This window comes from Streptomyces sp. NBC_00988 (assembly GCF_045162645.1).
Classification (GTDB): domain Bacteria; phylum Actinomycetota; class Actinomycetes; order Streptomycetales; family Streptomycetaceae; genus Streptomyces.
Genome location: NZ_CP108730.1, coordinates 2,961,609 through 2,985,995 on the forward strand (window position 1 = coordinate 2,961,609; position 24,387 = coordinate 2,985,995).

The window sequence follows — 24,387 nt, forward strand, 5'->3', positions numbered from 1 at the left end:
TCCCAGCACCCTCCGTCCTCCCTCTGCGAGGTGCCCATGAGCACGACCCCTCCACCTCAGGCCCCGGTGACCGGCGTACATCCGGATACGGATGAACTCACCGCCGACGACGGCGCGTTGGCCTGGCTGCGCGCGCTCGGTCCGAACGGCCGCCGCGCCTTCGCCGGCGCGTTCGGCGGCTACGCCCTGGACTCCTACGACTACTTCACGCTGCCGCTGAGCATGGTGGCGCTGGCCGCGTACTTCGGCCTGGACAGCGGCCAGACCGGTCTGTTCACCACGGTCACGCTGGTCGTCTCGGCGGTCGGCGGCGCCGTGGCGGGCGTCTTCGCCGACCGGGTCGGCCGCGTCAAGGCCCTGATGATCACGGTGATCACTTACGCCGTCTTCACGGTGGCCTGCGGCTTCGCGCCGAACTACGAGACCCTGCTGGTGTTCCGCGCGCTCCAGGGCCTCGGTTTCGGCGGCGAGTGGGCGGTCGGCGCGATCCTGGTCGCCGAGTACGCGAGCGCGAAGCACCGCGGCCGTACGCTCGGCGCGGTCCAGAGTTCCTGGGCGGTGGGCTGGGCGCTGGCGGCGGTCGTCTACACGCTGGTCTTCTCGTTCCTCGGCGACGACCTGGCCTGGCGGGTGATGTTCTGGACCGGCGCGCTGCCCGCGCTGCTGGTGCTCTGGGTGCGGCGCCGGGTGCACGACGCCCCGGAGGCGACAGCCGCCCGCGAGCAGAACCCCCAGAAGGGCACGTTCGCGGCGATCTTCAAGCCGGGCACGGCCGAGTCCCCGGGCCTGCTGCGCACGACGGTCTTCGCGGGCCTGCTCTCCACCGGCGTCCAGGGCGGTTACTACACCCTCGCCACCTGGGTGCCGACGTACCTCAAGACGGAGCGCGGCCTGTCGGTCGTGGGCACCGGCGGCTATCTGACCTTCCTGATCTCCGGCGCCTTCCTGGGCTATCTGACCGGCGGCTACCTCACCGACGTACTGGGCCGTAAGCGCAACATCTGGCTCTTCGCGCTGCTCTCGGCGATCTGCATCCTGGTGTACACGCACATTCCCAGCGGCGCCAACACCCTTCTCCTGGTGCTCGGTTTCCCGCTCGGGTTCTGCATGTCGGCGATCTTCAGCGGCTTCGGCTCGTACCTGAGCGAGCTGTATCCGACGGCGGTGCGCGGCACGGGACAGGGCTTCACGTACAACACCGGCCGCGCGGTGGGCGCCGTCTTCCCGACCCTGGTGGGCTTCCTGGCCGACAGTTGGGGTGTGGGCGGAGCGCTCGTCTTCGGGGCCATCGGCTACGGCATCGCGGCACTGGCGCTCTTCGGACTGCCCGAGACCCGCGGAAAGGAACTGGCGTGAACCGCACGGAAGACCGCCCCCTGACCCTCGTCGACGAGCACGCGCACGCGTGGAGCCCGCGTTCCGCCCGGGCCCGCTTCCGGGCCGGGCTGACGGGTCCCACGGCCGGGGTCGCGGCGGGCCACACCCAGGTCAACCTGATCTCGGTGCCCGCCGACTGGGCCTACGACATGCTCCTGTTCTGCCAGCGCAACCCGAAGCCCTGCCCGGTGCTCGACGTCACGGACGCCGGCTCCTGGAAGACGGTGCTGGCCGACGGCGCGGATCTGCGCACCGATCTGCCGCGCTACCGGGTGTGGCGGGACGGCGAGTTGACGGACGAGCCGACGGACGTTCGGGCCTACTGGCGCGACGACCTGGTGTCGTTCCTGATCGGCTGCAGCTTCACCTTCGAGTGGTCACTGAGCGAGGCGGGCGTCCCGATCCGTCACATCGAGCAGGGCCGCAACGTCCCGATGTACGTGACCGGGCGCCCGTGCCGCCCGGCGGGACGGCTGCACGGCCCGCTGGTGGTGTCGATGCGCCCGGTGCCGCCGGAGCATCTGGCGACGGCGATCCGGGAGACGGCGCTGCTCCCGGCGGTGCACGGCAGCCCCGTACACTGCGGCGATCCCTCGGGACTCGGCATCGACGACCTCGGCCGGCCGGACTTCGGTGATCCGGTGGACGCGGCGCCGGACGACATCCCGGTGTTCTGGGCCTGCGGAGTGACCCCGCAGGCCGCGGTGATGGCCTCCCGCCCGCCGTTCGCGATCACCCACGCGCCGGGCCAGATGTTCGTCACGGACGCCCGCGACGAGCAGTACCGCGTCGCCTGACCCGTCGCCCGACCAGGAGAGATGATGATCGATCTGAACGCCGACCTAGGCGAGGGCTTCGGCCGCTGGCATCTCACCGACGACGAACAGCTCCTGTCCGTCGTCACCAGCGCCAATGTGGCCTGCGGCTTCCACGCCGGGGACCCGGTCACCATGCGGCGGGTGTGCGAGCTGGCGGCCGAGCGCGGGGTGCGGGTCGGCGCGCAGGTGTCCTACCGGGACCTGGCGGGGTTCGGGCGGCGCGCGATGGACGTGCCGTCCGCCGAGCTGACGGCCGAAGTGGCGTACCAGATCGGTGCCTTGGAGGTGTTCGCCCGGGCGGCGGGCACGCGCGTGTCGTACGTCAAGCCGCACGGGGCGCTCTACAACCGGGTCGTGCACGACCCTGAGCAGGCCGCCGCGGTGGTCGAGGGTGTGCTCCTGGCCGACGCCTCGCTGCCCGTGCTCGGGCTGCCCGGCTCGGTCGTGCTCGACCTGGCCGCGAAGGCCGGGCTGCCGGCCGTCACGGAGGCGTTCGCGGACCGCGCGTACACCGACGAGGGCACGCTCGTGCCGCGCGGCCATGACGGCGCGGTGGTCACCGACCCTGAGGCCGTCGTGGAGCGCTCGCTGAGCCTGGCCCGCTTCGGGACGGTCGACGCGCTCTCCGGGGCGCGCATCGAGGTACGGGCCCGCTCCCTGTGCCTGCACGGGGACACACCCGGCGCGGTCGACCTGGCCCGCAGGGTCCGCGCGCGGCTCCTGGAGTCGGGCGTCCGGGTGGAGGCCTTCGCATGAGGGCGCTACCCGTCGGCGACAGCGCGCTGCTCGTCGAGGTCGCCTCCGGGGAGGAGGCCCAGGCCGTCCACGCGGAGCTGCTGCGACGCCGCGCGGAGGGCCTGCTCACCGTCCGCGAGATCGTCCCCGCCGCCCGCACGGTCCTCCTCGACGGCCTCGACGACCCGGCCCGGCTGGCCTCCGAACTCACCACCTCCGAGGTACCCCCCGCTCCCCCACGCGCGCGTGAGGTGGTCGAACTCCCGGTGCGCTACGACGGCCCCGACCTCGCCGACGTCGCCGCGCTGTGGGACGTCCCCGAGCGGGAGGTGGCCCGCATCCACGCGGCCACCGAGTTCCGCGTCGCCTTCTGCGGGTTCGCCCCCGGCTTCGGCTACCTCACCGGCCTCCCGGCCCGCTACGACGTCCCGCGCCGGGCCACCCCGCGCACGGCCGTCCACGCCGGTGCCGTGGGCCTGGCGGGCCCGTACACCGGCGTGTACCCGCGTGCCTCGCCCGGTGGCTGGCAGCTCATCGGCACGACGGACGCGGTCCTGTGGGACACCGCGCGCGAGCCGGCCGCGCTGCTGTCGCCGGGCACGCGCGTGCGCTTCGTCCCGGTGGGGGACGTATGACGGACCGCGCGGTCGCCGTCGTACGGGCCGGGGCGCTGACGACGGTGCAGGACCTGGGACGGCCCGGACACGCGCACCTGGGGGTGCCGCGCTCCGGGGCGCTCGACGGGCCCGCGGCGGCGCTCGTCAACCGGCTGGTCGGCAATCCGCCCGAGGCGGCCGTCCTGGAGACGACCCTCAACGGCTGTTCCGTACGGCCTCGTTCAACGACCCTCGTGGCCGTCGGGGGCGCACCCTGCCCGGTCACGGTGGACGGACGTCCCGTCGCCTGGGGAGCACCCGTGCACGTACCCGCCTGCGCGCTCCTGGACATCGGGACGGCCGTCTCCGGAGTGCGCTCCTACGTCGCCTTCGCCGGTGGGGTCGGGGTCGAGCCGGTGCTCGGCAGCCGTTCCACGGACCTGCTGTCGGGGCTCGGTCCGGCACCGCTCACGAACGGCGCCATACTGCCGCTGGGTTCCCCGATGAGCCCCCACGCGTGCGTGGACGTCGCCCCGCAGCCGCGCCCCCCGGTCGAACTCGTCCTGCGGGTGACCCTGGGACCCCGCGACGACTGGTTCACCCCGGAGGCCGTACGCACGTTCACGTCCCGCGTGTACCGGGTGTCCTCGGCGAGCAACCGCATCGGGCTGCGCACCGAGGGGCCCGCCCTGGAGCGGGCCCTTACCGGTGAACTCCCCAGCGAGGGCATGGTCCTCGGTGCCGTCCAGGTCCCCCCGGACGGCCGCCCGGTGGTGTTCCTCGCCGACCATCCGACCACCGGCGGCTATCCGGTGATCGCCGTCGTCCGCCCCTCGGACCTCCCGGCGGCCGCTCAGGCGGTGCCCGGAACCCCGGTCCGTTTCGTGGCCGTACGCCGCCGCTGAGGCCCCGGACGCCCTATGCGACGTCCGGCTGCTCCTGCTGCACCGACAGTGAGGCCAGCGCCATCGACACGGCGTGGGACGCGCTCAGGTCGAGGCGCGCGCTGGTGCCCCGCGCGCGGTGCCGCATCTCGTCGGCGGCCAGCCTCAGGAGCTGCGGCAGCAGGTCGGTGCAGCGGCGGGCCACCCACCCGGTGCCCGCGGTCGCCAGCCACAGCAGGCTGGCCGACCTGGTGGGCACCGGGAACTCGGGCTCGGGCGAGGGCGCGACCCCCGAGGCCACGCCCTCCTCGGTGAGCAACGCGTGGAAACGCAGCGCCAGTTGGCGGTGCCCCCGCTCACTGGGGTGCAGCCGGTCCGCGCTCCAGATCTCGCGGCCCATGATCCACTCGCCCTCCGCCGCGTGCAGATGCACGGCCCCGTACCGCTCGGAGAGCGCGTGCACCACGGTGTTGACGGCTCGTTGCCGTCGGGCCAGCGGGCGGGCCAGCGCGCCCGGGAGGCCGAGCATCGCGCCCGGGTCGGGCAGACAGGCCGTGAGGAGGGTCGCGCCCTGCGCCGTGAAGGCCGCGTAGACCTCGTCGAGGCGGGCGGCCACGGCCTGGATGTCGAATGTGCAGCGCAGCGTGTCGTTGACGCCTATGACGACCGACACGACGTCCGGGTTCAGGGCGAGCCCCGCCGGGGTCTGCCGTTCCAGCACGTCCCGCGACTGCGCCCCGCTCACCGCCAGGTTCGTGAACTCCACGGACCCTTCGGGCTGTTCGGCCAGCCCGCCGGCGAGCAGCGCGGCCCACCCGCGCCACGCCTCCCCGACGGGATCGCCCACGCCCTCGGTGAGCGAGTCACCGAGGGCGACGAAACGGACCGTTCTCATGCCACGCCTCCGGGCACGAACCGCCGAACCGGAACATCCGCGTCGTGGGCGGTGAGGAACGCGTCGACCGCCGTGTGCCAGCCGAAACACTCGGCACGCGCGCGTGCGACCTCGCGACGCTCCGCCTCGGGGCGTTCGAGCAGCATGTCCACGGCGTCCGCGAAGGCCCTCCCGTTGTCCGCGGCCGTGGCGCCGGCGGAGCCGATGACCTCGGGCAGTGCGGACGAGGCGCTGGCCACCACGGGCGTGCCGCAGGCCATGGCCTCCAAAGCGGCGAGCCCGAAGGTCTCGGCGGGCCCGGGTGCCAAGCACACGTCGGCGGAGGCCTGGAGCGCGCCGAGGAGTCCCCGGTCGGAGACGTGCCCGAGGAAGGTGACCGGCAGTCGGCGCTCCCGCGCCCGCTGTTCGAGCCGGGCCCGCAGCGGCCCGTCCCCGGCGACCACGAGGACCGCCCGCCGCCCGCGCCGTACCAGCGCCTCCAGGGCGTCGAGCGCCGTACCGGGCTTCTTCTCCACGGACAGCCTGGTGCAGGTCACCAGCAGAACCTCGTCCACGCGCGCGTACTCCGCGCGCACCACCGGGTCCCGCAGCGCCGGACTGCGCCCCACCAGGTCGACTCCCAGCGGAGCCCGTACGACATTGCGGGCGCCGATGCGGACGAACTCCCGCTCGGCGAACTCGGTGGTGCACACCACGCGCGCGTAGGTGTGCGCCGTACGGACGTTGAGGGCGTCGGCGGTGCGCCGGGACATGTTCTCCGAGAGGCCCCAGGTGCGCAGGACGCCGTCGGCGGTCTCGTGGGACACCATCACGGCGGGGATCCGGGCCCGCCTGGCCCATTTGCCGGTCCAGCGCAGGGTCGTACGGTCGGAGACCTCCAGGCGGTCGGGGGCGAGTTGTTCCAGGAGGGTGGCCACGCGCCGCTTGTCGGCGAGGACGCGGTAGCCGCCGGTGCCGGGGAGCAGCGGCCCGGGCAGGGTGATGACCCGGCCCTGCTCGGTCTCGCGGTCGGTGTGGCGCTCGCCGGGCACGATGAGGACCGGATCGTGCCCGGCCTCCTTGAAGCCCTTGCCCAGCTCGCGCAGGGCGGTGCGCAGCCCTCCGGAGGAGGGGGCCACGAAGTTGGCGAGGCGGACGATCCGCAGCGCGGCGGTGTTCATGCCGCCACCACCACCTTGCGCGCGGCGAGGACGTCGCCGTAGTGCGCGATCAGCTGGTCGCCGACGGCCGCCCAGGTGCGGCCCTCGACCATGGCCCGCGCGGCGGTGCCGTACTCGGCGCGCAGTGCGGGATCGGCGGCCAGGGTCCGCACGGCGTCCGTCACGGCGGCCTCGTCGCGCGGCGGGAAGAGGAACCCGGTGCGCCCGTGGGCCACCAGGTCGAGCGGGCCGCCGGCGGCGGGCGCGACGACGGGGACGCCGCTGGCCATGGCTTCCTGGACGGTCTGACAGAAGGTCTCAAAAGGTCCGGTGTGCACGAATATGTCCAACGAGGCGAAGATACGGGCGAGCTCGTCTCCGGTACGCCGGCCGAGGAAGACCGCGCCCGGAAGTGCCTCGTCGAGGTGCGGCCGACTGGGTCCGTCGCCGACGACCACGACCCGGACGCCCGGGAGACCGCAGGTTCCGGCGAGGAGCTCGATCTGCTTCTCGGGGGCGAGCCGGCCGACGTAGCCGACGATCAGCTCGCCGTTCGGGGCGAGTTCGCGGCGCAGCGCCTCGTCCCGGTACTCGGGGCGGAATCGCTCGGTGTCGACGCCGCGCGGCCAGAGACGGACCCGGGGCACGCCGTGCGCCTCCAGGTCGCCCAGGGCCGCGCTGGAGGGCGCGAGGGTGCGGTCGGCGGCGGCGTGGACGGAGCGGATGCGCCGCCAGGCGGTGGCCTCGCCCGCGCCGACGTACGTACGGGCGTATCCGGCGAGGTCGGTCTGGTAGACGGCGACGGCGGGGATGCCGAGCCGCGCGGCGGCGGCCATGCCGCGGACGCCGAGGATGAAGGGGCTGGCCAGGTGCACGATGTCGGCGCGGTGTTCGGTGATGGCCGCGGCGACGCGTCGGCTGGGGAGGGCGACGCGGACCTGGGGGTAGCCCGGGAGCGGTAGGGAGGGGACACGGATGACGGGGCACGGCGACTCGGCGTCGGGCCCGGGACCGGCCGAGGTGGCCGGCGCGACGACGAGCGGATGATGACCGCGATCCACGAGGTGCCGGGCGGTCTGGAGCGCGCAGTGGGCCACGCCGTTCACATCGGGGGGAAAGGATTCGGTCACGATGACGACACGCATACCCGTGTTCTCGCCGCGCTGGACGTGCCCGCGTCAACGTGGATCTATGCGAACGGTGAACGTCCCATGAGCGTTGCGCTGCACACCCGAGCAGGTCAGACGGCGTCCATGCGCGTCTGACCCGCGGGTCATCCCACGTTCACACTGCGGGGGCGTCGGGCCCGATCCGGCTCCGTACGGCTGTCTGGACTTCCGCTTCCTCGGCCGGGTCGGCGGCGAGCCTGCGGAGCTGCTCCACGACGCGGGCGTCGGCGGTCTCGGCGTGCCGGGCGGCGATCTCGCGGGTGGTCTCCTCGCAGTCCCAGAGGCACTCGACGGCGAAGCCGGTGGGGTAGGAGGGGTCGGTGGCGGCCAGGGCGCGGGCGGCCCGGCCGCGCAGATGGGACGAGGCGGTCTCGCGGTACACATGGCGCAGGACGGGGGCGGCGCAGGCGATGCCGAGGCGTCCGGCGCCGTCGACCAGGGTCCAGAGGGTGGGGGCGTCGGGTCCTTCGCCCATGACGGCCTCCCTGAGTGCGCCGAGGACGAGGTCGCTGTCCTGGGCTCCGCCCCGGCAGGCGAGCATGCGTCCCGCGGCGGCGCCGAGCGGGTCGGGCCGGCGGGCCCAGCCGCGGGCGCGGTCCACGGCGGCGACGGACCGCATCCGTTCGAAGGCGTCCACGGCGGCGTCCACGACGGGTGCCGGGCCGGTGGCCACCGCGCGTTCGATGAGGGGGAGGGCTTCGGGATCGTTGCTGTCGGCGAGATAGCGCAGTGCGGTGCAGCGGGCGCCCTCGCCGCCGTCCTTGGCGGCCTCGACGATCTCGGGCCGGTCCTCGGGACCCGCCACGGCGGTGAGGCAGCGGGCGGCGGGGACGTGCAGCGCGGCTCCGCGTTCGAGACCCTGTTGGGCCCATTCGAACACCGCTTGCACGCTCCACCCCGGACGGGGCCCGGTAGGTCGCATCTGGCGTTGCCAGAGGTCGAAGCAGCCGGCTTCCTGGGCGGCACGCACGCGCGTGGCGATCGATTCGCGTGGATCCTCGGCCCACAGCCGCCAGGGCCGGGGTTCGAAGGCGTCGCGCACTGCGGTGGCCAGTTCGGCCTCGCCCTCGGGGTCGGCCGGGAAACGCGCCAGCACGGGAGCGGCGAGGGCGCGCAGGCCCGCGTCGTCGTCCCTGAGCGCCAGCTCGTCCAGCGCCCAGGCCCAGTTACTGCCGGAGGCCGCGTACCTGCGCAGCAGGGCGAGCGCGTCCCGCCTGCCGTAGGAGGCGAGGTGCCCGAGGACGGCGAGCGCGAGGCCCGTGCGTGACTCCTCGGTGTCGAGGACGTCCTCGGTGTCGAAGAGGTGGGCCTCCACCGCGTCCAGGTCGCCGCCCAGATCGAGGTACAGACGGGCGTAGTACAGGGAGCGGTTCTCCACCTGCCAGTCGTGGCGGGGGTCGCGCAGCACACAGTGGTTCAGTGCCGCGAGTGCCTCGGCACGGGGTGCGGTGAGCGCGTGCAGTGTGCCGTCGCCGCGGCCCCGCTGAAGCAGGCCGAGCAGCGTACCGCTGGGCGCTATGACCGGATCGAACATGGGAAACAGCCTCACATCAAGCGTCGACGCAACCGGGGGACGTGCACTACCTGGCCGCGTGACAACACGTCGGGGCGCCCGCCGTTTCCTGCTTGCTGTAGACCATTTTCCTCTGCCTCTCGTAGGTGGCCCATGCGGGCCGCAACTACGGCCCGCGCGGTGCGGCAACACCTGCCCAGCCATCGCGTCCGTAAATCACGACGTCATGATGACCCGGCAGTTCTCGATGCCGCGACCGAAATTTCGGGCGGCGCCGTGCTGCCTTCCCCCGTTTTCCCCCGTTTTCCTTGTCGTACCTGGTCAGAAGGCCCGTCTTCGCTGCCGACGGGCCGCGTGTCAGTGCGCGCCGAACAGCTCCAGCAGCTCGGCCTTGGCGAACATCCTGGCCGTGTCGACCGCCGACGGGGTGCCCGCGGCCGGATCGGCGCCGGCCTCCAGCAGGACCTCGATCACCTCTTGCTCGCCCTTGAAGACGGCTCCGGCGAGCGGTGTCTGGCCCCGGTCGTTGATCCGGTCGGCCTCTGCACCCCGCGCCAGCAGGGCCCGTACCGCGTCCGCGTGCCCGTGGTAGGCGGCGAGCATCACCAGGGAGTCGCCGCGGTCATTGGTGAGGTTGGCCGGGACGCCCGCGTCCACGTACGCGACCAGCGTCTCGGTCCCGCCCTGGCGGGCCAGGTCGAAGATCTTGGTCGCGAGCTCCACGACCTCGGGGTCGGGGGCTTCGCTCATCGGCCTGACCGCCTCTCACTAGTACGGGTGAATCGCCAGCGTACTGGCTCCGCGGACACATGACCGGCCCCCTCCGAGGCAAAGATCACCCTTGGGCCCGACACAGGTGAAACCCCTGCTCAGACGGCCCGAAAGCGCTCCGCCATCCGAGGGAAATTCGCCGAAATTCACCCACTTGCACCTTTTATCGTATGGATACATCCTGTGATCCTGGAACAACTCATGGTGACTGTCCCCACGAACCAGGAGAGCTCAAATGATCCTGTCCATGTCAGGCGTCGTCCTTCTCGGCATCATCGTCTTCCTCTTCTTCAAGAAGGACGGACTCAAGGCCTCCCACGCCCTGGTGGCCGCACTCTTCGGCTTCTACATGGCCAGCACGGCCATCGCGCCGAGCATCAAGGCCGGCGGCGAGAGCCTGGCGAGCCTCCTCGGCGGCATCAAGTTCTGACGCAACCACCCGTACGGACCTTCAGGAGACAGCAGTGGCCCGGCGCCCCCTCCCCCGCATCCTGAGCAACGGCACCGCCCAGATCGCCCGGAGCCGGGAGCTGGCCCGGACGGCTGCCGACAGCGCCACCGACGTCCTCCATCCGCTGATCACGATCAGCAAGGGTCTGCGCCGGCTGGCATCCGCCGGCCGGCGCAGATGGGCCGAGACCCCCAAGGACAAGCGCGGGCCGCTGCTCTTCCTGGTGGCCTCGGTGATCCTGGTCGTGGCCCTGGTCCCGTACGGCCCGCTGCTCGCCGCCATCACCCTGATGGCGGCGGCGGCATGGCAGGGCCGGGACCGCACCCCGCCGGCGCCCGAAGGGCCCGACGAGTCCCAGACCCAGCGCCTGCAGTCCCTCTACGAGGCGCTGGTGCCCTACTTCTCGGCCGCCGAGGACCCGGCGCCCCTGTTCGCCCACGGCGGAGACTGGGAGAAGGCCTTCCCCGCCCACGAGTTCGACGGCGCGGGCCGGATCTCCCATCTGGTCGTCCGCTATCCGGCGTACTTCACCGACGGCGAGGCCGACTCCCGCGCGCGGATCGAGCAGCTGCTCACCGCGAAGTCGGGCCGCGGCCGGGAGTACCACTTCGCGTGGGACGAGGAGGGCAACCAGCTCACCATCGGCGTCCTCGCCCCGCTCCCGACCGACATCGCCGCCCAGCGCTTCGTCACCGCCCCCGGCGAGACCGTCCTGGGCTTCACCGACCCGACCCAGGTCCACCGCACGCTCCCCCTCACCCACGGTGCGGAACAGCGCGACGTCCCGCCGGTCGTCTGGCGCACCGGCATCCGCTCCACCGAGCCGAACCTGCTGGTCATGGGCCAGCCCGGCAGCGGTACCTCCACACTGCTGCGCTCGATCGCCCTGCAGGCCCTGCAGTACGGCGACGTCCTGATCGTCGAGGGCGGCGGCACCGGCGAGTACGCGTGCCTCACCGGCCGGGACGGGGTCCTCGCGGTCGAGTGCGGGCTGGCCGGCGCCCTGGCCAGCCTGGAGTGGGCGTCCCACGAGACGGAGCGCCGGCTGATCGCGGCCAACCGCGCCCGCCAGTTGGGCGACCCGGCGCCGGACGACACCAGGCGCCCCCTGTGGATCATCCTGGACCGCCCGAGCGCCTTCGCCCACGTGGCGACGGCCGACGGCTACAAGGACCCGCAGTCCCTGCTCCAGGTCCCCCTCCGACACGGCCGCGCGGCCAACGTGACGGTCGTGGTGGCCGACCAGTTCGACAGCGCGGACACCCTCAGCGACGCCGTACGACAGCACACACGCGCGCGTGTCGTCCTCGGCCCCGCCACCGCCGCCCAGTTGGAGGCGGTACTGGGCGCTCCCCCGCACACCACGCCGATCGCCCAGGTCCCCCCGGGCCGCGGCTACGCCCGCCTCGGCAGCGGCCCCGTCCACCGCCTCCAGGTCCCGGCGACCCCGGACCCGTACGACGACGCGACGAACGACGCCCACCGCCAGGCGGTCCTGGCCCTGCTCCCGCCGCGCACGACACCGGCGGACGCGGAGGAGACGGTAGCGACGGAAGCGGTGGTCGAGGCCGCCGTGGCGGAGACTTCGTAGCGGCCCGGTTTCGGTGCGGGCGGCCGGGAGTCGCCCGCCCGCACCGAAACCGGGCGCCTGGAGCCTCTTCTACGCCACGAACGTGCGCGGCGACTCGCCGCCGCCCCCGGTGACCCCGTTCTCCACCAGCCGGGCCGCCGCGGCCAGCCGTGCAGCGGCCTCCTCGGCCACCGCGCCGCCCACGGTGAACGGCAGCCGCACATACCCCTCGAAGGCGCCGTCGACGCCGAAGCGCGGCCCGGACGGCACCCGCACCCCGACGCGCTCCCCCATCTCGGCGAGCCGTGAGCCCGACAGTCCGCCCGTGCGGACCCACAGCGTGAGCCCGCCCTTGGGTACCTCGAACTCCCAGTCGGGAAGCTCCCGTCGTACCGCCGCGACCAGCGCGTCCCGGTTCTCGCGGGCCTGTGCACGCCGGATGTCCACAGCCTGTTCCCAACCGCCGGTGCTGAACAGCCAGTTGACGGCGAGCTGCTCCAACACCGGTGTGCCGAGGTCGGCGTAGGCACGGGCCGAGACCAGGCTGCGGATGACGTCGGGGGCCGCGCGGACCCAGCCGATGCGCATGCCCGCCCAGAAGGCCTTGCTGGCGGAGCCGACGGTGATGACCGTCGAGCCCGCCGGGTCGAAGCCGCAGACCGGGCGCGGCATGTCGACGTCGTCCAGCCACAGCTCGGTCATCGTCTCGTCGGCGACGAGCACCGTGCCGGCCGAGCGGGCCGCGTCCACGAGGCGGCGCCGCTGGTCGTCGTCGGCGAGGGCGCCGGTCGGGTTGTGGAAGTCGGCGACGACGTACGCGAGCCGGGGCGCGGCGTCGCGCAGCACCTGCCGCCAGCGGTCCATGTCCCAGCCGGAGAGCCCGTCGGCCATCGCCACGGGCACCAACCGGGCGCCCGCCTCGCGCATCAGCTGAAGGATGTTGGCGTAGGAGGGCGACTCGACGGCGACCCGCTCGCCGCGCCCCGCGAAGAGATGACAGATGGCGTCGATGGCGCCCATCGCGCCGGTGGTGACCATGATCTGTTCGGGCATGGTCGGAATCCCGCGCAGGGTGTACCGCTCGGCGATCATCGCGCGCAGCGCGGGCAGCCCGGCCGGGTAGTCGCCGTGCGTGTGGGCGTACGGCGGCAGTTCCTCCAGGGCGCCGTGCACGGCCCGGGTGAGCCACGGCTCGGGCGCGGGCAGGGCGGCGCAGCCCAGGTCGATCACCGAACCGAGGGCCTCCGGGGGCAACGGCTCCAACCCGCGCGCGGGGAGCGGGTTTCCGGCCGGTACGGCGGTCCAGCTGCCAGCCCCGCGCCGGGACTCCAGGAACCCTTCGGTGCGCAGCGCCTCGTAGGCGGCGGCGACGGTGGTGCGGCTGACGGACAGCGCGAGCGCCAGCTCCCGCTCGGCGGGCAGCCGGGCGGCCACCGGGACGCGCCCCTCCAGCACGAGCAGCCGGATGCCGTCCGCGAGCGCGCGATAGGCGGGCGGCCGGCGGGTGCCGGGTCCGGCAGGCCGGTCCTGCTGGGAGTTGAGCAGCCGGGCGAGCTGCGCGGCGCCCATCGCCGAGGTCCACTGCGCCATGGAAACCAGTCCACCTTCCCGGAATTGGCCATGGATGGCATTCGTTCTCAAGCCACAGAGTGCCATGTGTCAGGCCACTACCACCACCAAGGAGCCCCCTTTGTCCACGCAGAGCCGCCTCGGACGACGGTTGGTCCAGCTGTACGTCGGACTCGCCCTCTACGGCGCCAGCTCGGCGCTCCTGGTGGTGTCGGGCCTGGGCCTTGAACCCTGGAACGTGCTGCACCAGGGCCTCGCCGAACTCACCGGCCTGACGATCGGTGTCGTCTCGATCATCGTGGGCGCGGCGGTGCTGCTCCTGTGGATCCCGCTGCGCCAGCGCCCGGGCCTCGGCACGGTCTCCAACGTGTTCGTGGTCGGCCTGGCCATGGACGGCACCCTCGCGCTGGTGCCCGACGCGCACGGTCTGGCCGTACGGATTCCGCTGCTGCTGGCGGGCATCGTGCTCAACGGAGCCGCCACCGGGCTCTACATCTCCGCGAACTTCGGGCCGGGACCCCGCGACGGGCTGATGACCGGGCTGCACCGGCTCACGGGACGTTCGATCCGCCTGATGCGGACGGTGATCGAGGTCACGGTCGTGGCCGCCGGCTTCGCGCTCGGCGGCACCGTCGGCATCGGCACCCTGCTGTACGCCCTGGCGATCGGCCCGCTGGCCCAGCTGTTCCTGCGGGTGTTCGCCGCTCCGTCGGCATCCGGCGGCAGCACGGTCGTAGCCACCGGGTCACCGGAACGGGCGATACTGCCCCGGTGACCCGGCTCATACGTCATCCGTACCTCGACCACCCCGGCCCCATCCCCTTCGCCCACCGGGGCGGGGCGGCGGACGGCCTGGAGAACACCGTGTTCCAGTTCCGCCGCGCGGTGGAGCTGGGCTACCGGTACATCGAGACCGACGTCCACGCCACGGCGGACGGGAAGCTCGTCGCCTTCCACGACGAGACCCTGGACCGGGTGACCGACGGCGCGGGCCGGATCGCGGACCTGTTCTGGTCCGACGTGAGCCACGCGCGCGTGGCGGGCAAGGAACCGGTGCCCCTCTTCGAGGAGCTGCTGGAGACCTTCCCCGAGGTGCGCTGGAACGTCGACATCAAGGCGGAGCCGGCACTCCGCCCCCTCCTGGACCTCCTGGAGCGCACCGACTCCTGGAACCGCGTCCTCGTCGGCTCCTTCTCCGAGAAGCGCGTGGTCCGCGCCCAGCACCTGGCCGGGCCGCGCCTGGCCACGTCGTTCGGCACGCGCGGGGTGCTGAACCTGCGGCTGCGGTCCTGGGGCGCGCCTCTCCCGGTGCGCCGTTCGGCGGTCGCCGCACAGGTGCCCGAGGAGCAGTCGGGCGTCCCTGTGGTTGACCGGCGCTTCGTGCAGGCCGCACACGCGCGTGGAGTGCAAGTCCACGTGTGGACCATCAACGAGGCCGATCGCATGCACCGGCTCCTGGACCTGGGCGTCGATGGCATCATGACCGATCACATCGACACACTGCGCGAGGTCATGGTGGAGCGGGGCGTCTGGGCCTGAGCCCCCGGGACGACGCGTTCACGGGGAAGCGAGGGCACGGGTGGGTACCGACACCCTGCGGTCACTGTCGGCCGACGAGGCCGCCGAGCGGCGGCGCGAGCAGCGCGGCTGGTACTTCTACGACTGGGCCTGCTCCGTCTACTCGACGAGTGTGCTCACCGTGTTCCTGGGCCCGTATCTGACCTCGGTCGCGAAGTCGGCGGCGGACCCGGACGGGTTCGTGCATCCCCTGGGGATACCGGTCCGGGCGGGGTCCTTCTTCGCCTACACCGTCTCCGCGTCCGTCATCGTGTCGATCCTCGTCATGCCCCTCGCGGGCGCGGCGGCCGACCGTACGGGCCGCAAGAAGCCCCTCCTGGCGCTCGCCGCCTATGTGGGCGCGACCGCCACCACAGGGCTGTTCTTCCTGGACGGCGACCGCTATCTCCTCGGCGGCTTCCTGCTGATCGTCGCCAACTCGTCGGTGGCCGTCTCGATGGTCGTGTACAACTCCTACCTTCCGCAGATCGCCCCTCCGGAGGAGCGCGACGCGGTCTCCTCCCGAGGCTGGGCTTTCGGCTACGCGGCGGGCTCCCTGGTCCTCGTCCTGAACCTGATCCTGTTCACCGCCCACGACTCCTTCGGCCTCTCCGAGTCGATGGCTGTGCGCATCTGTCTCGCCTCGGCCGGGATCTGGTGGGGCGCCTTCACCCTCGTACCGCTGAAACGGCTGCGCGACCGCGGCCGTACGACGTCCGAGGCGCCGACGGCGCAGGGCTGGCGGCAGCTCGCGGCGACCGTCCGGGACATGCGCGGGAAACCGCTCACGCTGTCCTTCCTGTTCGCCTATCTGATCTACAACGACGGCATCCAGACGGTGATCTCCCAGGCGTCCGTGTACGGCTCCGAGGAGCTGGGCCTGAGCCAGTCCACGCTCATCACGGCCGTCCTGATGGTCCAGGTGCTCGCGGTGGCGGGCGCGCTGGGCATGGGGCGACTCGCCCGGACGTACGGGGCCAAGCGGACGATTCTCGGCTCGCTGGTCGCGTGGACGGTGACGCTGGCCGCCGGGTACTTCCTGCCCGCCGGCGCGCCCGTCTGGTTCTTCGTGCTGGCCGCCGGGATCGGCCTGGTCCTGGGCGGCAGCCAGGCGCTGTCCCGGTCCCTGTTCTCCCATCTGGTGCCGCCCGGGAAAGAGGCCGAGTACTTCTCGGCGTACGAGATGAGCGATCGGGGCATGAGCTGGCTGGGTCCCCTTCTGTTCGGGGTGACCTACCAGCTGACCGGAAGTTATCGGGACGCGATCATCTCCCTGGTGGTCTTCTTCGTGGTGGGATTCGTGCTGCTCGCACGGGTTCCGGTGGCGCGGGCGATCAGCGACGCGGGGAATCCTCTTCCCGAGAGGATTTAGCGCTGGAGGCGAAAGGGCGGTAGTGTACGCGTTTGGCCTGCCTGGCGTACCGTTACTGCGCGTCAAAGATGACGAATCGCTAGGTGACATCTGCTCATAGATGTGACAAACCGGGTGCTGGTGGGTACAACAAGGGGCGGCTACGACGGCGACGCATGACCCCGTACGGGAATCTTTACCGCCGACCGGACGTTGACCGGATGACGACGACAGCGACACCTGTCCTGTGGGCGACAAGCCCGGGAGGCACGATTCATGAGTGAGCGAGCTCTTCGCGGCACGCGCCTCGTGGTGACCAGCTACGAGACGGACCGCGGTATCGACCTGGCACCACGCCAGGCCGTGGAGTACGCATGCGAGAAGGGACATCGCTTTGAGATGCCCTTCTCGGTCGAGGCGGAGATTCCGCCGGAGTGGGAGTGCAAGGTCTGCGGGGCCCAGGCACTCCTGGTCGACGGCGACGGCCCTGAGGAAAAGAAGGCCAAGCCCGCGCGTACCCACTGGGACATGCTGATGGAGCGGCGCACCCGCGAGGAACTCGAAGAGGTCCTTGAGGAGCGTCTTGCCGTTCTCCGTTCCGGCGCGATGAATATCGCGGTTCACCCGAGGGACAGCCGCAAGTCGGCCTAGTCCTGAAGGTGCGGAGCGGTTCTACCGCACGAACAAGTACAAGCAAGTAAGCGCGGGCGCCGTACGAACATGTACGGCGCCCGCGCTTTTGCGTGTCCAGGTGTCGGCGATGAGCGTTAGTGGGTGAGCGGCGGGCGCGGGCCCTGCGGGGCGTCGCCTGCGGGCTCGTCCCGGATGACCTCGCCCTGGACGACCTTGCCGTCCGGGCGGTGCATACGGGCCTGCTGGAAGGCGTCTCCCAGGGTGCCGGGCGCGGCCTTGCCGAGCTTCCGCTCGACCACGCGCTCCGCGTAGCGCGCCAGGGCCTTCTGGACCGGCGGAATGAGCAGGAGCAGGCCCAGGGCGTCCGAGATCAGACCGGGGATCATCAGCAGCAGGCCGCCGAGCATCATCAGGCCGCTGCCACCGCCGCTGGCCGGGGCGGTGCCCTGCTGCACGGCCTGGCTCAGGTTCTGGAAGGCCCGCCGGCCCGCCCGCTTGATCACCACGGCGCCGAGCACGAACCCGGCGAGCAGCAGCAGGAAGACCGTCAGCCCGCTCGACGCGCCCGCGACCACCGTCAGCAGCCAGATCTCCAGCACCAGCCACACGGCGATGCCCAACGGCAGGAACGTACGCAGCCGGGAACGCGGAGGCCGGGCGGCGGAGGAAGGGGTGGGTGCGCCAGTCGTCATACGTCCAGTGTGCCTGGGCCCGGCTCAGGGCGGGATAAGCGGACGATCAACGAGGCCTGTGAAGTCGCAGGGCTACGGCTGTGAGGGCTTTCTCCCGGGGTTCGCGCGGCCGCGGAGTTTGCCGACGCGCTCGCCCACGCCCCACGTCGTGACCCGCCACAGGGCCTCGACGAGGATGTCGCGGCTCATCTTGGAGTCGCCGAGTTCGCGCTCCACGAAGGTGATGGGGACCTCGACGACGTGGTAGCCGGCCCGGACGGCGCGGCGGGCCAGGTCGACCTGGAAGCAGTAGCCCTGGGAGGCCACGTCGTCCAGGCCGAGGCCTTCGAGGGTCTCGCGGCGGAAGGCGCGGTAGCCGCCGGTAATGTCGCGCAGCGGCAGGTCGAGGGCCACGCGCGAGTAGAGGCTGCCGCCGCGGGAGATGAACTCGCGGGACTTCGGCCAGTTCACCACCCGGCCGCCGGGCACCCAGCGGGAGCCGAGCACCAGGTCCGCGCCCTTGAGCGCGGTGAGCAGCCGGGGCAGCTCCTCGGGCTGGTGGGAGCCGTCGGCGTCCATCTCGATGAGGACGCCGTAGCCGTTGTCCATGCCCCAGTGGAAGCCCGCCAGGTAGGCGGCACCGAGGCCTTCCTTGCCCTTGCGGTGCAGCACCTGGACCTGTTCGTCCTCGGCCGCCAGCTCGTCGGCCAGCTTGCCGGTGCCGTCGGGGCTGTTGTCGTCCGCCACGAGTACATGTGCCTCGGGGACCGACTGCCGCACCCGACGGACGATGGACTTGATGTTCTCCGCCTCGTTGTAGGTCGGGATGATCACCAAGGCCGTGCCGAGCGGGCCGAACTTCCGCCCCTGGGCCTGTGCCGCGAGGGCTCCGTCGCCGTCGTTCACTGCTGCCCCTTCATGTCCGTACGCAGGCGTCCACCATAGTGGCCGCGGCCTGCGATGACGTGCCACGTCGTTCGTACGGTGGTGTCGATTCGACAAGAACGGGGTAAGACTGCCCCTTTTGGCACCTGTGTACTGCGGATGGGGGCCCGGCGCCCTTCGGGCCGACCTGGGACCCGCCGGCTGCGGGTCGACCAAGGCCGTTGTCTACTGGACGTCCGGGCCCCACCCGGGTCACACCAGCCGACCGGCCGGAACGTTCCCTCGCCGTGGCGCGGGCGCTGAGCCTGGCTCCCAGTGACGGTGCCCGGTGCGGCACACCGACCCTGACCCAGCGGCGCTTCGGCGATTGCTCGGAGGTTCCCCGGTCGGGCGTCCGGTGGTGGACTCGGACGAACCTACCGGCCCCCTGCGGCCGCCTGTCAACAGCCGTTTGACCTGGACTTTCTCCCTCAACCGGCTGGTCAGGGCAGAGGATGCGCAGGTCGCGCGACGGGGCGGCGGCCACGGATCGGGGGCGCGCCACCCCGGGAGATCACTCGCCCGGCCGTACGAACACCGTGCGTCCGCCCACGACGGTGCGCAGACAGACGGGAAGGTCGCCGCCCGGCGTCAGGTCGGGCAGTCCGGGTGTGCCGGAGCGCGGGTCGGTCGACCAGCGCGCGACCCGGTCGTCGGGCGCCTGCACCACCAGGGCGTCCGTCCGCCAGACGGCGTAGTCGGCGGGCGCGCCCGGCACCAGAACACCCGCGTCGTCCCGTCCTACGGCCCGCCAGCCGCCCCGCGTATGCGCGGTGAACGCGGCCCGCACCGAGACCCGATGTTCAGCCGTCCGGTGGAACGCGGCGGCGCGGACCGTCCCCCACGGGTCGACCGGCGTGACCGGGCTGTCGGAACCGAAGGCGAGCGGCACACCGGCCCGCAGCAGGGCCGCGAAGGGGTTCAGGGCACGCGCACGCTCCACGCCCAGCCGCTGGGCGTACATGCCCTCCTCGCCGCCCCACAGCGCGTCGAAGGCGGGCTGCACGGAAGCGGTCAGGCCCAGCTCGGCGAAGGCCGCGATGGTCTCCGGGGTGAGCATCTCGGCATGCTCGACACGGTGGCGGGCGGCACGGACGCGGCCCAGGCCGACCTTCTCCGCGGCTGCCCGGAAGCCGTCGACCACCGCGGTCACGGCGGCGTCCCCGATGGCGTGGAAGCCCGCCTGGAGGCCCTCCTCGGTGCAGGCGACGACATGGGCGGCGACGGCATCCGCGTCGAGGTACGCGATCCCGGCGTGCCCGGCATCGGTGTACGGCTCGTGCAGACACGCGGTGTGCGACCCGAGAGCACCGTCGACGAAGAGGTCGCCCGCCGCTCCTACGGCGCCCAGCTCCCGCGCCTTCGCCACGTCCTGCTCGGCCCAGTAGCCGACGACACGCGGACCGAGCTCCTCGGCGGCGAGCCGCAGCAGGCCCGTGAAGTCGTCCTCGGAGGAGATCTCGGGCCCGGCGCACTCGTGGACCGAACCGACGCCCAGGGAGGCGGCGTGGGCCAGGGCGGTGCGCTGGGCCTCGACGCGCTGCTCCGGCGTGATGGCGGCGAGCGCGGTGGCGCGTACGGCGTGGTGGGCGTCGGCGGTGAGAGGGCCGTCCGGCGCGTCGAAGCCGGGGACGAGGTCGAGCAGGGCCGTGGTGACGACCGCCGAGTGGACGTCGATGCGGGAGAGGTAGAGCGGGCGTCCGCCGGTCGCCGTGTCGAGTTCGGCGCGGGTCGGCGGGCGGCCCCCGGGCCAGCGGGCGGCGTCCCAGCCGTGACCGAGCAGGACGCGGTCGGCCGGGCGGGCGGCGGCGAAGTCCCGGAGGAGGGACAGGGCCGTCTCCAGGGAAGGCGCGTCGGACAGGTCGAGGCCGGTGAGCGCGAGGCCGGTGGCCGTGGTGTGGACGTGTGCGTCGGTGAACGCCGGGGTGACCAGCGCGCCGTCCAGGTCGACGACCTCGTCGACACTGTCCGCGAACGCGTCGGCGGCGCCCTCGGAGCCGACCCAGGCGACCTGGCCGCGCTCCACGACCATCGCGGTCGCGAACGGGTCGGCGGGACTGTGGACTTCGCCGCGGCGGAGCAGGACGGTCGACGGTTCGGGGGTGCGCTCACTCATGGGGAACAGTCTCGCGCCTCACCGGCGACGCCCCGCACGCAGGTCCGTCAGATGCGGGGCGGGCGGGCCTCGTACGGCGTCGAGAGCACCACCGTGGTCCGGGTCGAGACACCCGCCAGGCCGCGCAGCCGGGCCAGCAGCTCCTCCAGCTCGTGCGGGGTGGAGACCCGCACCTTGAGGATGTAGTTCTCGTCGCCCGCGACGCTGTGGCAGGCCTCGATCTCGGGGACGTCGGAGAGCCGGTCCGCGATGTCGTCGGGGGCGCTGGGGTCGAACGGTTTCACCGAGATGAAGGCGGTCATGGGCAGGCCCACCGCCTCCGGGTCGACGACCGCGGCGTACCCGCGGATGACGCCCCGCTGCTCCAGCCGGCGCACCCGTTGGTGCACGGCCGACGTGGACAGGCCCGTGGCCTTGCCCAGGTCTGTGTAGCTCATCCGCCCGTCCTTGACGAGCAGCTGCACGATTTGTCGGTCCAGCTCCTCCATGACGCAAGAACCTACAGTGCCGCTGATCTCCTCCGATACCTCAGCGGCGCAGGTCATACCCGGTTCGTGATGTGGCGGAGAGCGACCCGTGTGGCGGCCGGGGACAAAACCGCCGCCTCGGGCATCTGCGGGCGGCATGTGACGAACGCCACAGGCCCGGGACGGTCTCCGTGATGGTCTCGTGATTACCGCGGAGACGGGACGGGAAGTGCTTGCTGTGGTCGAGGCCGCAGCGCCTTCACGGCCCAGCCCAGTAGGGGGAGAACCCATGCAGAGTCTTAAGCGCCCTGGACGCACCGCGCCCAAGCGGCCGCAGCTCGTCGTCGACTCCGAGCCGGAGGGCGTCGAATCCGACGATTTCGACGCCGAAGAGCTCGACGCGTACGACACCTTCGAGATGTACCGGGTGATCTGCCCGGACTGCGTGCAGCCCATCGCGCTCCTCGCGGACGAGGAGGTCCTGCCGGAGCACGCGCTGTGCGCCTCGCCGTGGAACCCGTTCGGGCTGACGGTCTGCGCCGGTACGGGCCGTGAGGCGTCCGACGCCCGGTCCGCCGACGAGACGGCGGAGCCCCAGGAGCAGGACACCGCGCTGCTGTTGACGCTCCCTCAGGGCCTCGATTGGCGGACGCAGCCCTTCTCACACGTCGGCGGTCCGAGCTCGCGCCCGATGCGGGTGCCCGTCATGCGCCCCGCCGCCTGAGCGCTCCCGCTCAACCCCAGTAGCTGCCCTGCACCATGGCCCGCAGGCTGTCGTGGTGCAGGATCAGTGTGTCCGGGTCCGCCGGGACGGTCACCTCGCCGAAGTGCGCCTGCCGGTAGGCGATACGGAGCATCACGATCGCGTGTCGCAGGGCCGCGTACAGGGTGTAGAAGTCCATGTCGCGCGGGGTGTGCCCGGTGAGTTCGGCGTACCGCGCCTCCACCCGGTCCCGGCGGAAGAACTCCGGCAGTCCCGGCTGGCCGAAGGCGACCGTCAGGTCCTGGAAGAAGCGGTGCAGATAGACGGTCCAGCCGAGGTCCACCTCGCGCGGGGCCGGGGCCGCCATCTCCCAGTCGAGGACGGCGACGGGGTCGAAACCGTCGTAGACGACGTTCCCGATGCGCGCGTCGCCCCAGTTGAGGACCGGTTCGCCGGGGTCGGCCGGCCAGAGTTCCGTGAGCCGGTCGAAGGCGCTCTCGATGAGCGGTGAGCGGGCCAGCCCGTCAACCACCCATTCGTAGTAAGCGCGTTGGGATGCGACGTGGCGGTGGAGGGCGTCGCCGTCGCCCGGAAGCGTGAGGAACTCGGCCTCGGACAACGGGACTTGGTCATGCAGACGGGCGATGAGTGCGACGGAGGCGATCTCCAGGTGTTCTCGCTCCATGTCGGTCGCCGCGTGCAGCCAATTGCCCTTGTACGTATAGGGCATGACGTCCGGCGGTACGCGTCCCTCGGCGCGCTCCATGACGAAGAACGGCGCGCCGAGCGGGCCCGGGTCCTCCTCCAGCCAACGCACTTCAGGTACCGGCAGATCGGTCCGGTCGGCGACCAGGCGCATCGTGCGGAACTGGCGCGGCAGGTCGTAGACCGGGAAGACGGTGTACGCCGCCGGGTCGGCCGCGAGCCTCAACGCGCAGGCCCGGAACGGTGGTTCGGGGTGGTCGATGTCGAAGAGCAGGGTCTCGCTGGACATGCCGTTCGACGCGGGGACCCGGATGTCGACGGCCTTGGCGCCGGGCAGCCGGGTGTCGAGCCAGGCGGTGAGGCGGTGGGCGAGTTCCTCGGGGTCGCGGGTGGTGGTGCGGGGACGGGGTGCTGTCGCCATGTCTCAACTCCCTTGCGGTGCTACCAAGTCGAAGCCGGTAAGACCGACGGGCACGGCGCCGGAAGAGCCGGAATCGCACCACACCGTCCGACGACAGGCGAGTTCCTCCGGAGCACGGATGGTCGTGCGCGGGCGGGGTGCCGTGGCCATGTCTCAACTTCCCTACGGTGCTGCCGAGTCGAAGCCGGTGAAGCCGCTCGGGTCGTGGCGGCCGAAGGAGCCGTGCTCGAAGATGCCGTGGCCTACCTGGCCGTCGAGGCGGAAGCGGGCCGCGTGGTCGGTGACGCCGTAGGCGGCGAGCGGGGTGGGCCGGGTGAGGTCGTAGGTACGGCTGTCGGTCCAGGCTCGGCCGCGCCACGTGCCGTGTTGCCAGTCGTCGGCGGGTGGGTAGCCGGCGCCGATCGCCAGGGGCGAGGAGGTCAGGATCTCCACGTCGAGTTCCTGCGGTTTGCGTGCGTCGCCCAGGTGGATGAGGGCGCGCTCGGGGTGGCGGGTGCCGGAGCGGTAGGTGATCTCGGCCCGGGGCCAGCCGAGTTGGCGGTCGCGGTGGCCGGGGCGGACGACGGTCGCCTCGTTCAGGGTGCGGTAGCCGTCGGCGTCCTCCTGGACGATGACCATGAGGAAGCGGTCCTCGAAGCGGACCGGGCACCAGATCCAGTGGAAACCCTCGGTGGGGTGGTCCTCGGCCAGGCGTCCGCCCTCCTCGCCGGGGATCGGCCGCACGCCCCAACTCCGGTCACGGGTACCGGTCCAGCCGCCTGCGGAGACCCGGAACTCCTCGTCGCCGGCGCGGATCACGCCCTCCACGCCGCCCGCCTGGACGAAGCGGCGCCCTTCGAGGGTGAGCCGGTCGCCTCGGTACTGGACGTGATGGGGTTCCCAGAGGGCGGGGAACTCGGCTGTCCAAGTGAGGTCGCAGGAGAGGGAGTTGTCCTCGCAGCGGAGGCGGAGCCTGTGCAGTGGTTCCTCGACCTCTATCCGCAGCGGGCCTACGGCCAGGTGCATGCGGTCGTCGCCGAGGGCGTCCGAGGCGCGGACCGCGTGGAGTTGGTCTCCGGTGCGGAGGGTCGCGTAGGCGTCGATCACCCCGACGTTGGGGTAGACGCCGAGGCCGAGGATGAGCAGGGCGCGGCCCTCGTGGTCGAACACGTGGAAGATGCAGCGGTCGTAGGCGTTCCGGTCGCCGGTCGCTACGTGCTTCATCGACAGGGGGACCTGGTGCACGGGGTACTCGTCGAGGGGCACGGGACGGTCGTCTGCCACGGCTAACCTCCCCTGGGGACAGTGGAGGTGACGGTACGTCAGGTCGTGTGCGGTCGCCATAGCCGTGACCTGTACGCCGGTGAACTCAC

Annotated in this window: 24 protein-coding genes; 12 read left to right on the top strand and 12 right to left on the bottom strand. The window is 72.2% G+C overall.

The features are described from left to right. The first annotated feature begins 36 nt into the window (after positions 1-36). Genes OG496_RS13375 through OG496_RS13395 form a run of 5 tightly spaced genes read left to right on the top strand, consistent with a single transcriptional unit; the run spans position 37 to position 4,431 of the window. A complete protein-coding gene (locus tag OG496_RS13375) occupies positions 37-1,356 on the top strand; it encodes an MFS transporter (protein ID WP_405971021.1) in 1,320 nt (439 codons plus the stop codon). Next, positions 1,353-2,174 carry a putative hydro-lyase gene (locus OG496_RS13380; protein ID WP_405971022.1) on the top strand — a complete coding sequence of 274 codons (822 nt, stop codon included), beginning with the start codon at positions 1,353-1,355 and terminating at the stop codon, positions 2,172-2,174. The genes OG496_RS13375 and OG496_RS13380 overlap by 4 nt, the downstream gene beginning before the upstream one ends. Positions 2,175-2,198: 24 nt before the next feature. Next, a complete protein-coding gene (locus OG496_RS13385) occupies positions 2,199-2,951 on the top strand; it encodes a LamB/YcsF family protein (RefSeq protein ID WP_405976621.1) in 753 nt (250 codons plus the stop codon). Next, on the top strand, positions 2,948-3,565 hold the full coding sequence (locus OG496_RS13390; RefSeq protein WP_366495417.1) for an allophanate hydrolase subunit 1: 618 nt from the start codon (positions 2,948-2,950) through the stop codon (positions 3,563-3,565). Before OG496_RS13385 ends, OG496_RS13390 begins: the two co-directional genes overlap by 4 nt. Beyond that, the gene (locus OG496_RS13395) at positions 3,562-4,431 is read left to right on the top strand and encodes a biotin-dependent carboxyltransferase family protein (RefSeq protein WP_405971023.1); all 870 of its coding nucleotides are present in this window, start codon (positions 3,562-3,564) and stop codon (positions 4,429-4,431) included. The genes OG496_RS13390 and OG496_RS13395 overlap by 4 nt, the downstream gene beginning before the upstream one ends. Before the next feature lie 13 nt (positions 4,432-4,444). Here the strand turns inward: OG496_RS13395 and OG496_RS13400 are convergent, their stop codons facing one another. The 5 genes from OG496_RS13400 to OG496_RS13420 form a co-directional block, all read right to left on the bottom strand. Next, positions 4,445-5,305 carry an SGNH/GDSL hydrolase family protein gene (locus OG496_RS13400; protein WP_366495419.1) on the bottom strand — a complete coding sequence of 287 codons (861 nt, stop codon included), beginning with the start codon at positions 5,303-5,305 and terminating at the stop codon, positions 4,445-4,447. Then, positions 5,302-6,465, bottom strand: coding sequence for a glycosyltransferase (locus OG496_RS13405; protein WP_405971024.1), 1,164 nt, complete (start codon positions 6,463-6,465; stop codon positions 5,302-5,304). The genes OG496_RS13400 and OG496_RS13405 overlap by 4 nt, the downstream gene beginning before the upstream one ends. Further along, entirely contained in the window at positions 6,462-7,589 is a 1,128-nt protein-coding gene (locus OG496_RS13410) for a glycosyltransferase family 4 protein (protein WP_399396175.1), read from the bottom strand. The genes OG496_RS13405 and OG496_RS13410 overlap by 4 nt, the downstream gene beginning before the upstream one ends. Positions 7,590-7,728: 139 nt before the next feature. Beyond that, entirely contained in the window at positions 7,729-9,147 is a 1,419-nt protein-coding gene (locus tag OG496_RS13415; protein WP_405971025.1) for a HEAT repeat domain-containing protein, read from the bottom strand. 336 nt (positions 9,148-9,483) lie between these two features. Then, positions 9,484-9,876 carry an ankyrin repeat domain-containing protein gene (locus OG496_RS13420; protein WP_366495423.1) on the bottom strand — a complete coding sequence of 131 codons (393 nt, stop codon included), beginning with the start codon at positions 9,874-9,876 and terminating at the stop codon, positions 9,484-9,486. A gap of 256 nt (positions 9,877-10,132) precedes the next feature. Between OG496_RS13420 and OG496_RS13425 the strand changes: the two genes are divergently transcribed. Together OG496_RS13425 and OG496_RS13430 are read left to right on the top strand one after the other, a co-directional pair. After that, positions 10,133-10,327, top strand: coding sequence for a hypothetical protein (locus tag OG496_RS13425; RefSeq protein WP_019059657.1), 195 nt, complete (start codon positions 10,133-10,135; stop codon positions 10,325-10,327). Positions 10,328-10,361: 34 nt separating this feature from the next. Further along, entirely contained in the window at positions 10,362-11,939 is a 1,578-nt protein-coding gene (locus OG496_RS13430) for a hypothetical protein (protein WP_405971026.1), read from the top strand. A gap of 69 nt (positions 11,940-12,008) precedes the next feature. Here the strand turns inward: OG496_RS13430 and OG496_RS13435 are convergent, their stop codons facing one another. After that, positions 12,009-13,508, bottom strand: coding sequence for a PLP-dependent aminotransferase family protein (locus tag OG496_RS13435; protein ID WP_405971027.1), 1,500 nt, complete (start codon positions 13,506-13,508; stop codon positions 12,009-12,011). A 64-nt stretch (positions 13,509-13,572) separates the two neighbouring features. Here OG496_RS13435 and OG496_RS13440 point away from each other — a divergent pair, with 64 nt between their 5' ends. From OG496_RS13440 to OG496_RS13455, 4 genes are all read left to right on the top strand, one after another. Further along, positions 13,573-14,262 (top strand): YitT family protein, encoded by a 690-nt coding sequence (locus tag OG496_RS13440; RefSeq protein WP_399396178.1) that lies wholly within the window; start codon positions 13,573-13,575, stop codon positions 14,260-14,262. Then, positions 14,259-15,026, top strand: a complete 768-nt coding sequence (locus OG496_RS13445; RefSeq protein ID WP_405971028.1) for a glycerophosphodiester phosphodiesterase — start codon at positions 14,259-14,261, stop codon at positions 15,024-15,026. Before OG496_RS13440 ends, OG496_RS13445 begins: the two co-directional genes overlap by 4 nt. Positions 15,027-15,066: 40 nt before the next feature. Continuing rightward, positions 15,067-16,416 (top strand): MFS transporter, encoded by a 1,350-nt coding sequence (locus OG496_RS13450; protein WP_405971029.1) that lies wholly within the window; start codon positions 15,067-15,069, stop codon positions 16,414-16,416. A gap of 255 nt (positions 16,417-16,671) precedes the next feature. Continuing rightward, the gene (locus OG496_RS13455; protein WP_003977404.1) at positions 16,672-17,046 is read left to right on the top strand and encodes an RNA polymerase-binding protein RbpA; all 375 of its coding nucleotides are present in this window, start codon (positions 16,672-16,674) and stop codon (positions 17,044-17,046) included. A gap of 116 nt (positions 17,047-17,162) precedes the next feature. On the opposite strand, the gene fxsA is transcribed toward OG496_RS13455, so the two are convergent. The 4 genes from fxsA to OG496_RS13475 all read right to left on the bottom strand — a co-directional run bounded on the left by fxsA (position 17,163) and on the right by OG496_RS13475 (position 21,227). Next, the gene (fxsA, locus tag OG496_RS13460; RefSeq protein ID WP_405971030.1) at positions 17,163-17,720 is read right to left on the bottom strand and encodes an FxsA family membrane protein; all 558 of its coding nucleotides are present in this window, start codon (positions 17,718-17,720) and stop codon (positions 17,163-17,165) included. A 72-nt stretch (positions 17,721-17,792) separates the two neighbouring features. Then, entirely contained in the window at positions 17,793-18,605 is an 813-nt protein-coding gene (locus tag OG496_RS13465; RefSeq protein WP_266870020.1) for a polyprenol monophosphomannose synthase, read from the bottom strand. Positions 18,606-19,137: 532 nt separating this feature from the next. Next, positions 19,138-20,739, bottom strand: coding sequence for an amidohydrolase (locus OG496_RS13470; RefSeq protein WP_405971031.1), 1,602 nt, complete (start codon positions 20,737-20,739; stop codon positions 19,138-19,140). 47 nt (positions 20,740-20,786) lie between these two features. Continuing rightward, complete coding sequence (locus OG496_RS13475; protein WP_026150833.1) at positions 20,787-21,227, bottom strand: Lrp/AsnC family transcriptional regulator; 441 nt, start codon at positions 21,225-21,227, stop codon at positions 20,787-20,789. 268 nt (positions 21,228-21,495) lie between these two features. On the opposite strand from OG496_RS13475, the gene OG496_RS13480 reads away from it, so the two are divergent. Continuing rightward, positions 21,496-21,930: a hypothetical protein gene (locus OG496_RS13480; protein ID WP_327405497.1), complete on the top strand. Its 435-nt coding sequence runs from the start codon at positions 21,496-21,498 to the stop codon at positions 21,928-21,930. A 10-nt stretch (positions 21,931-21,940) separates the two neighbouring features. On the opposite strand, the gene OG496_RS13485 is transcribed toward OG496_RS13480, so the two are convergent. Then, positions 21,941-23,035 carry a phosphotransferase family protein gene (locus tag OG496_RS13485; protein WP_405971032.1) on the bottom strand — a complete coding sequence of 365 codons (1,095 nt, stop codon included), beginning with the start codon at positions 23,033-23,035 and terminating at the stop codon, positions 21,941-21,943. A 162-nt stretch (positions 23,036-23,197) separates the two neighbouring features. Beyond that, positions 23,198-24,298, bottom strand: a complete 1,101-nt coding sequence (locus OG496_RS13490; protein WP_405971033.1) for a hypothetical protein — start codon at positions 24,296-24,298, stop codon at positions 23,198-23,200. Positions 24,299-24,387 lie beyond the last annotated feature (89 nt).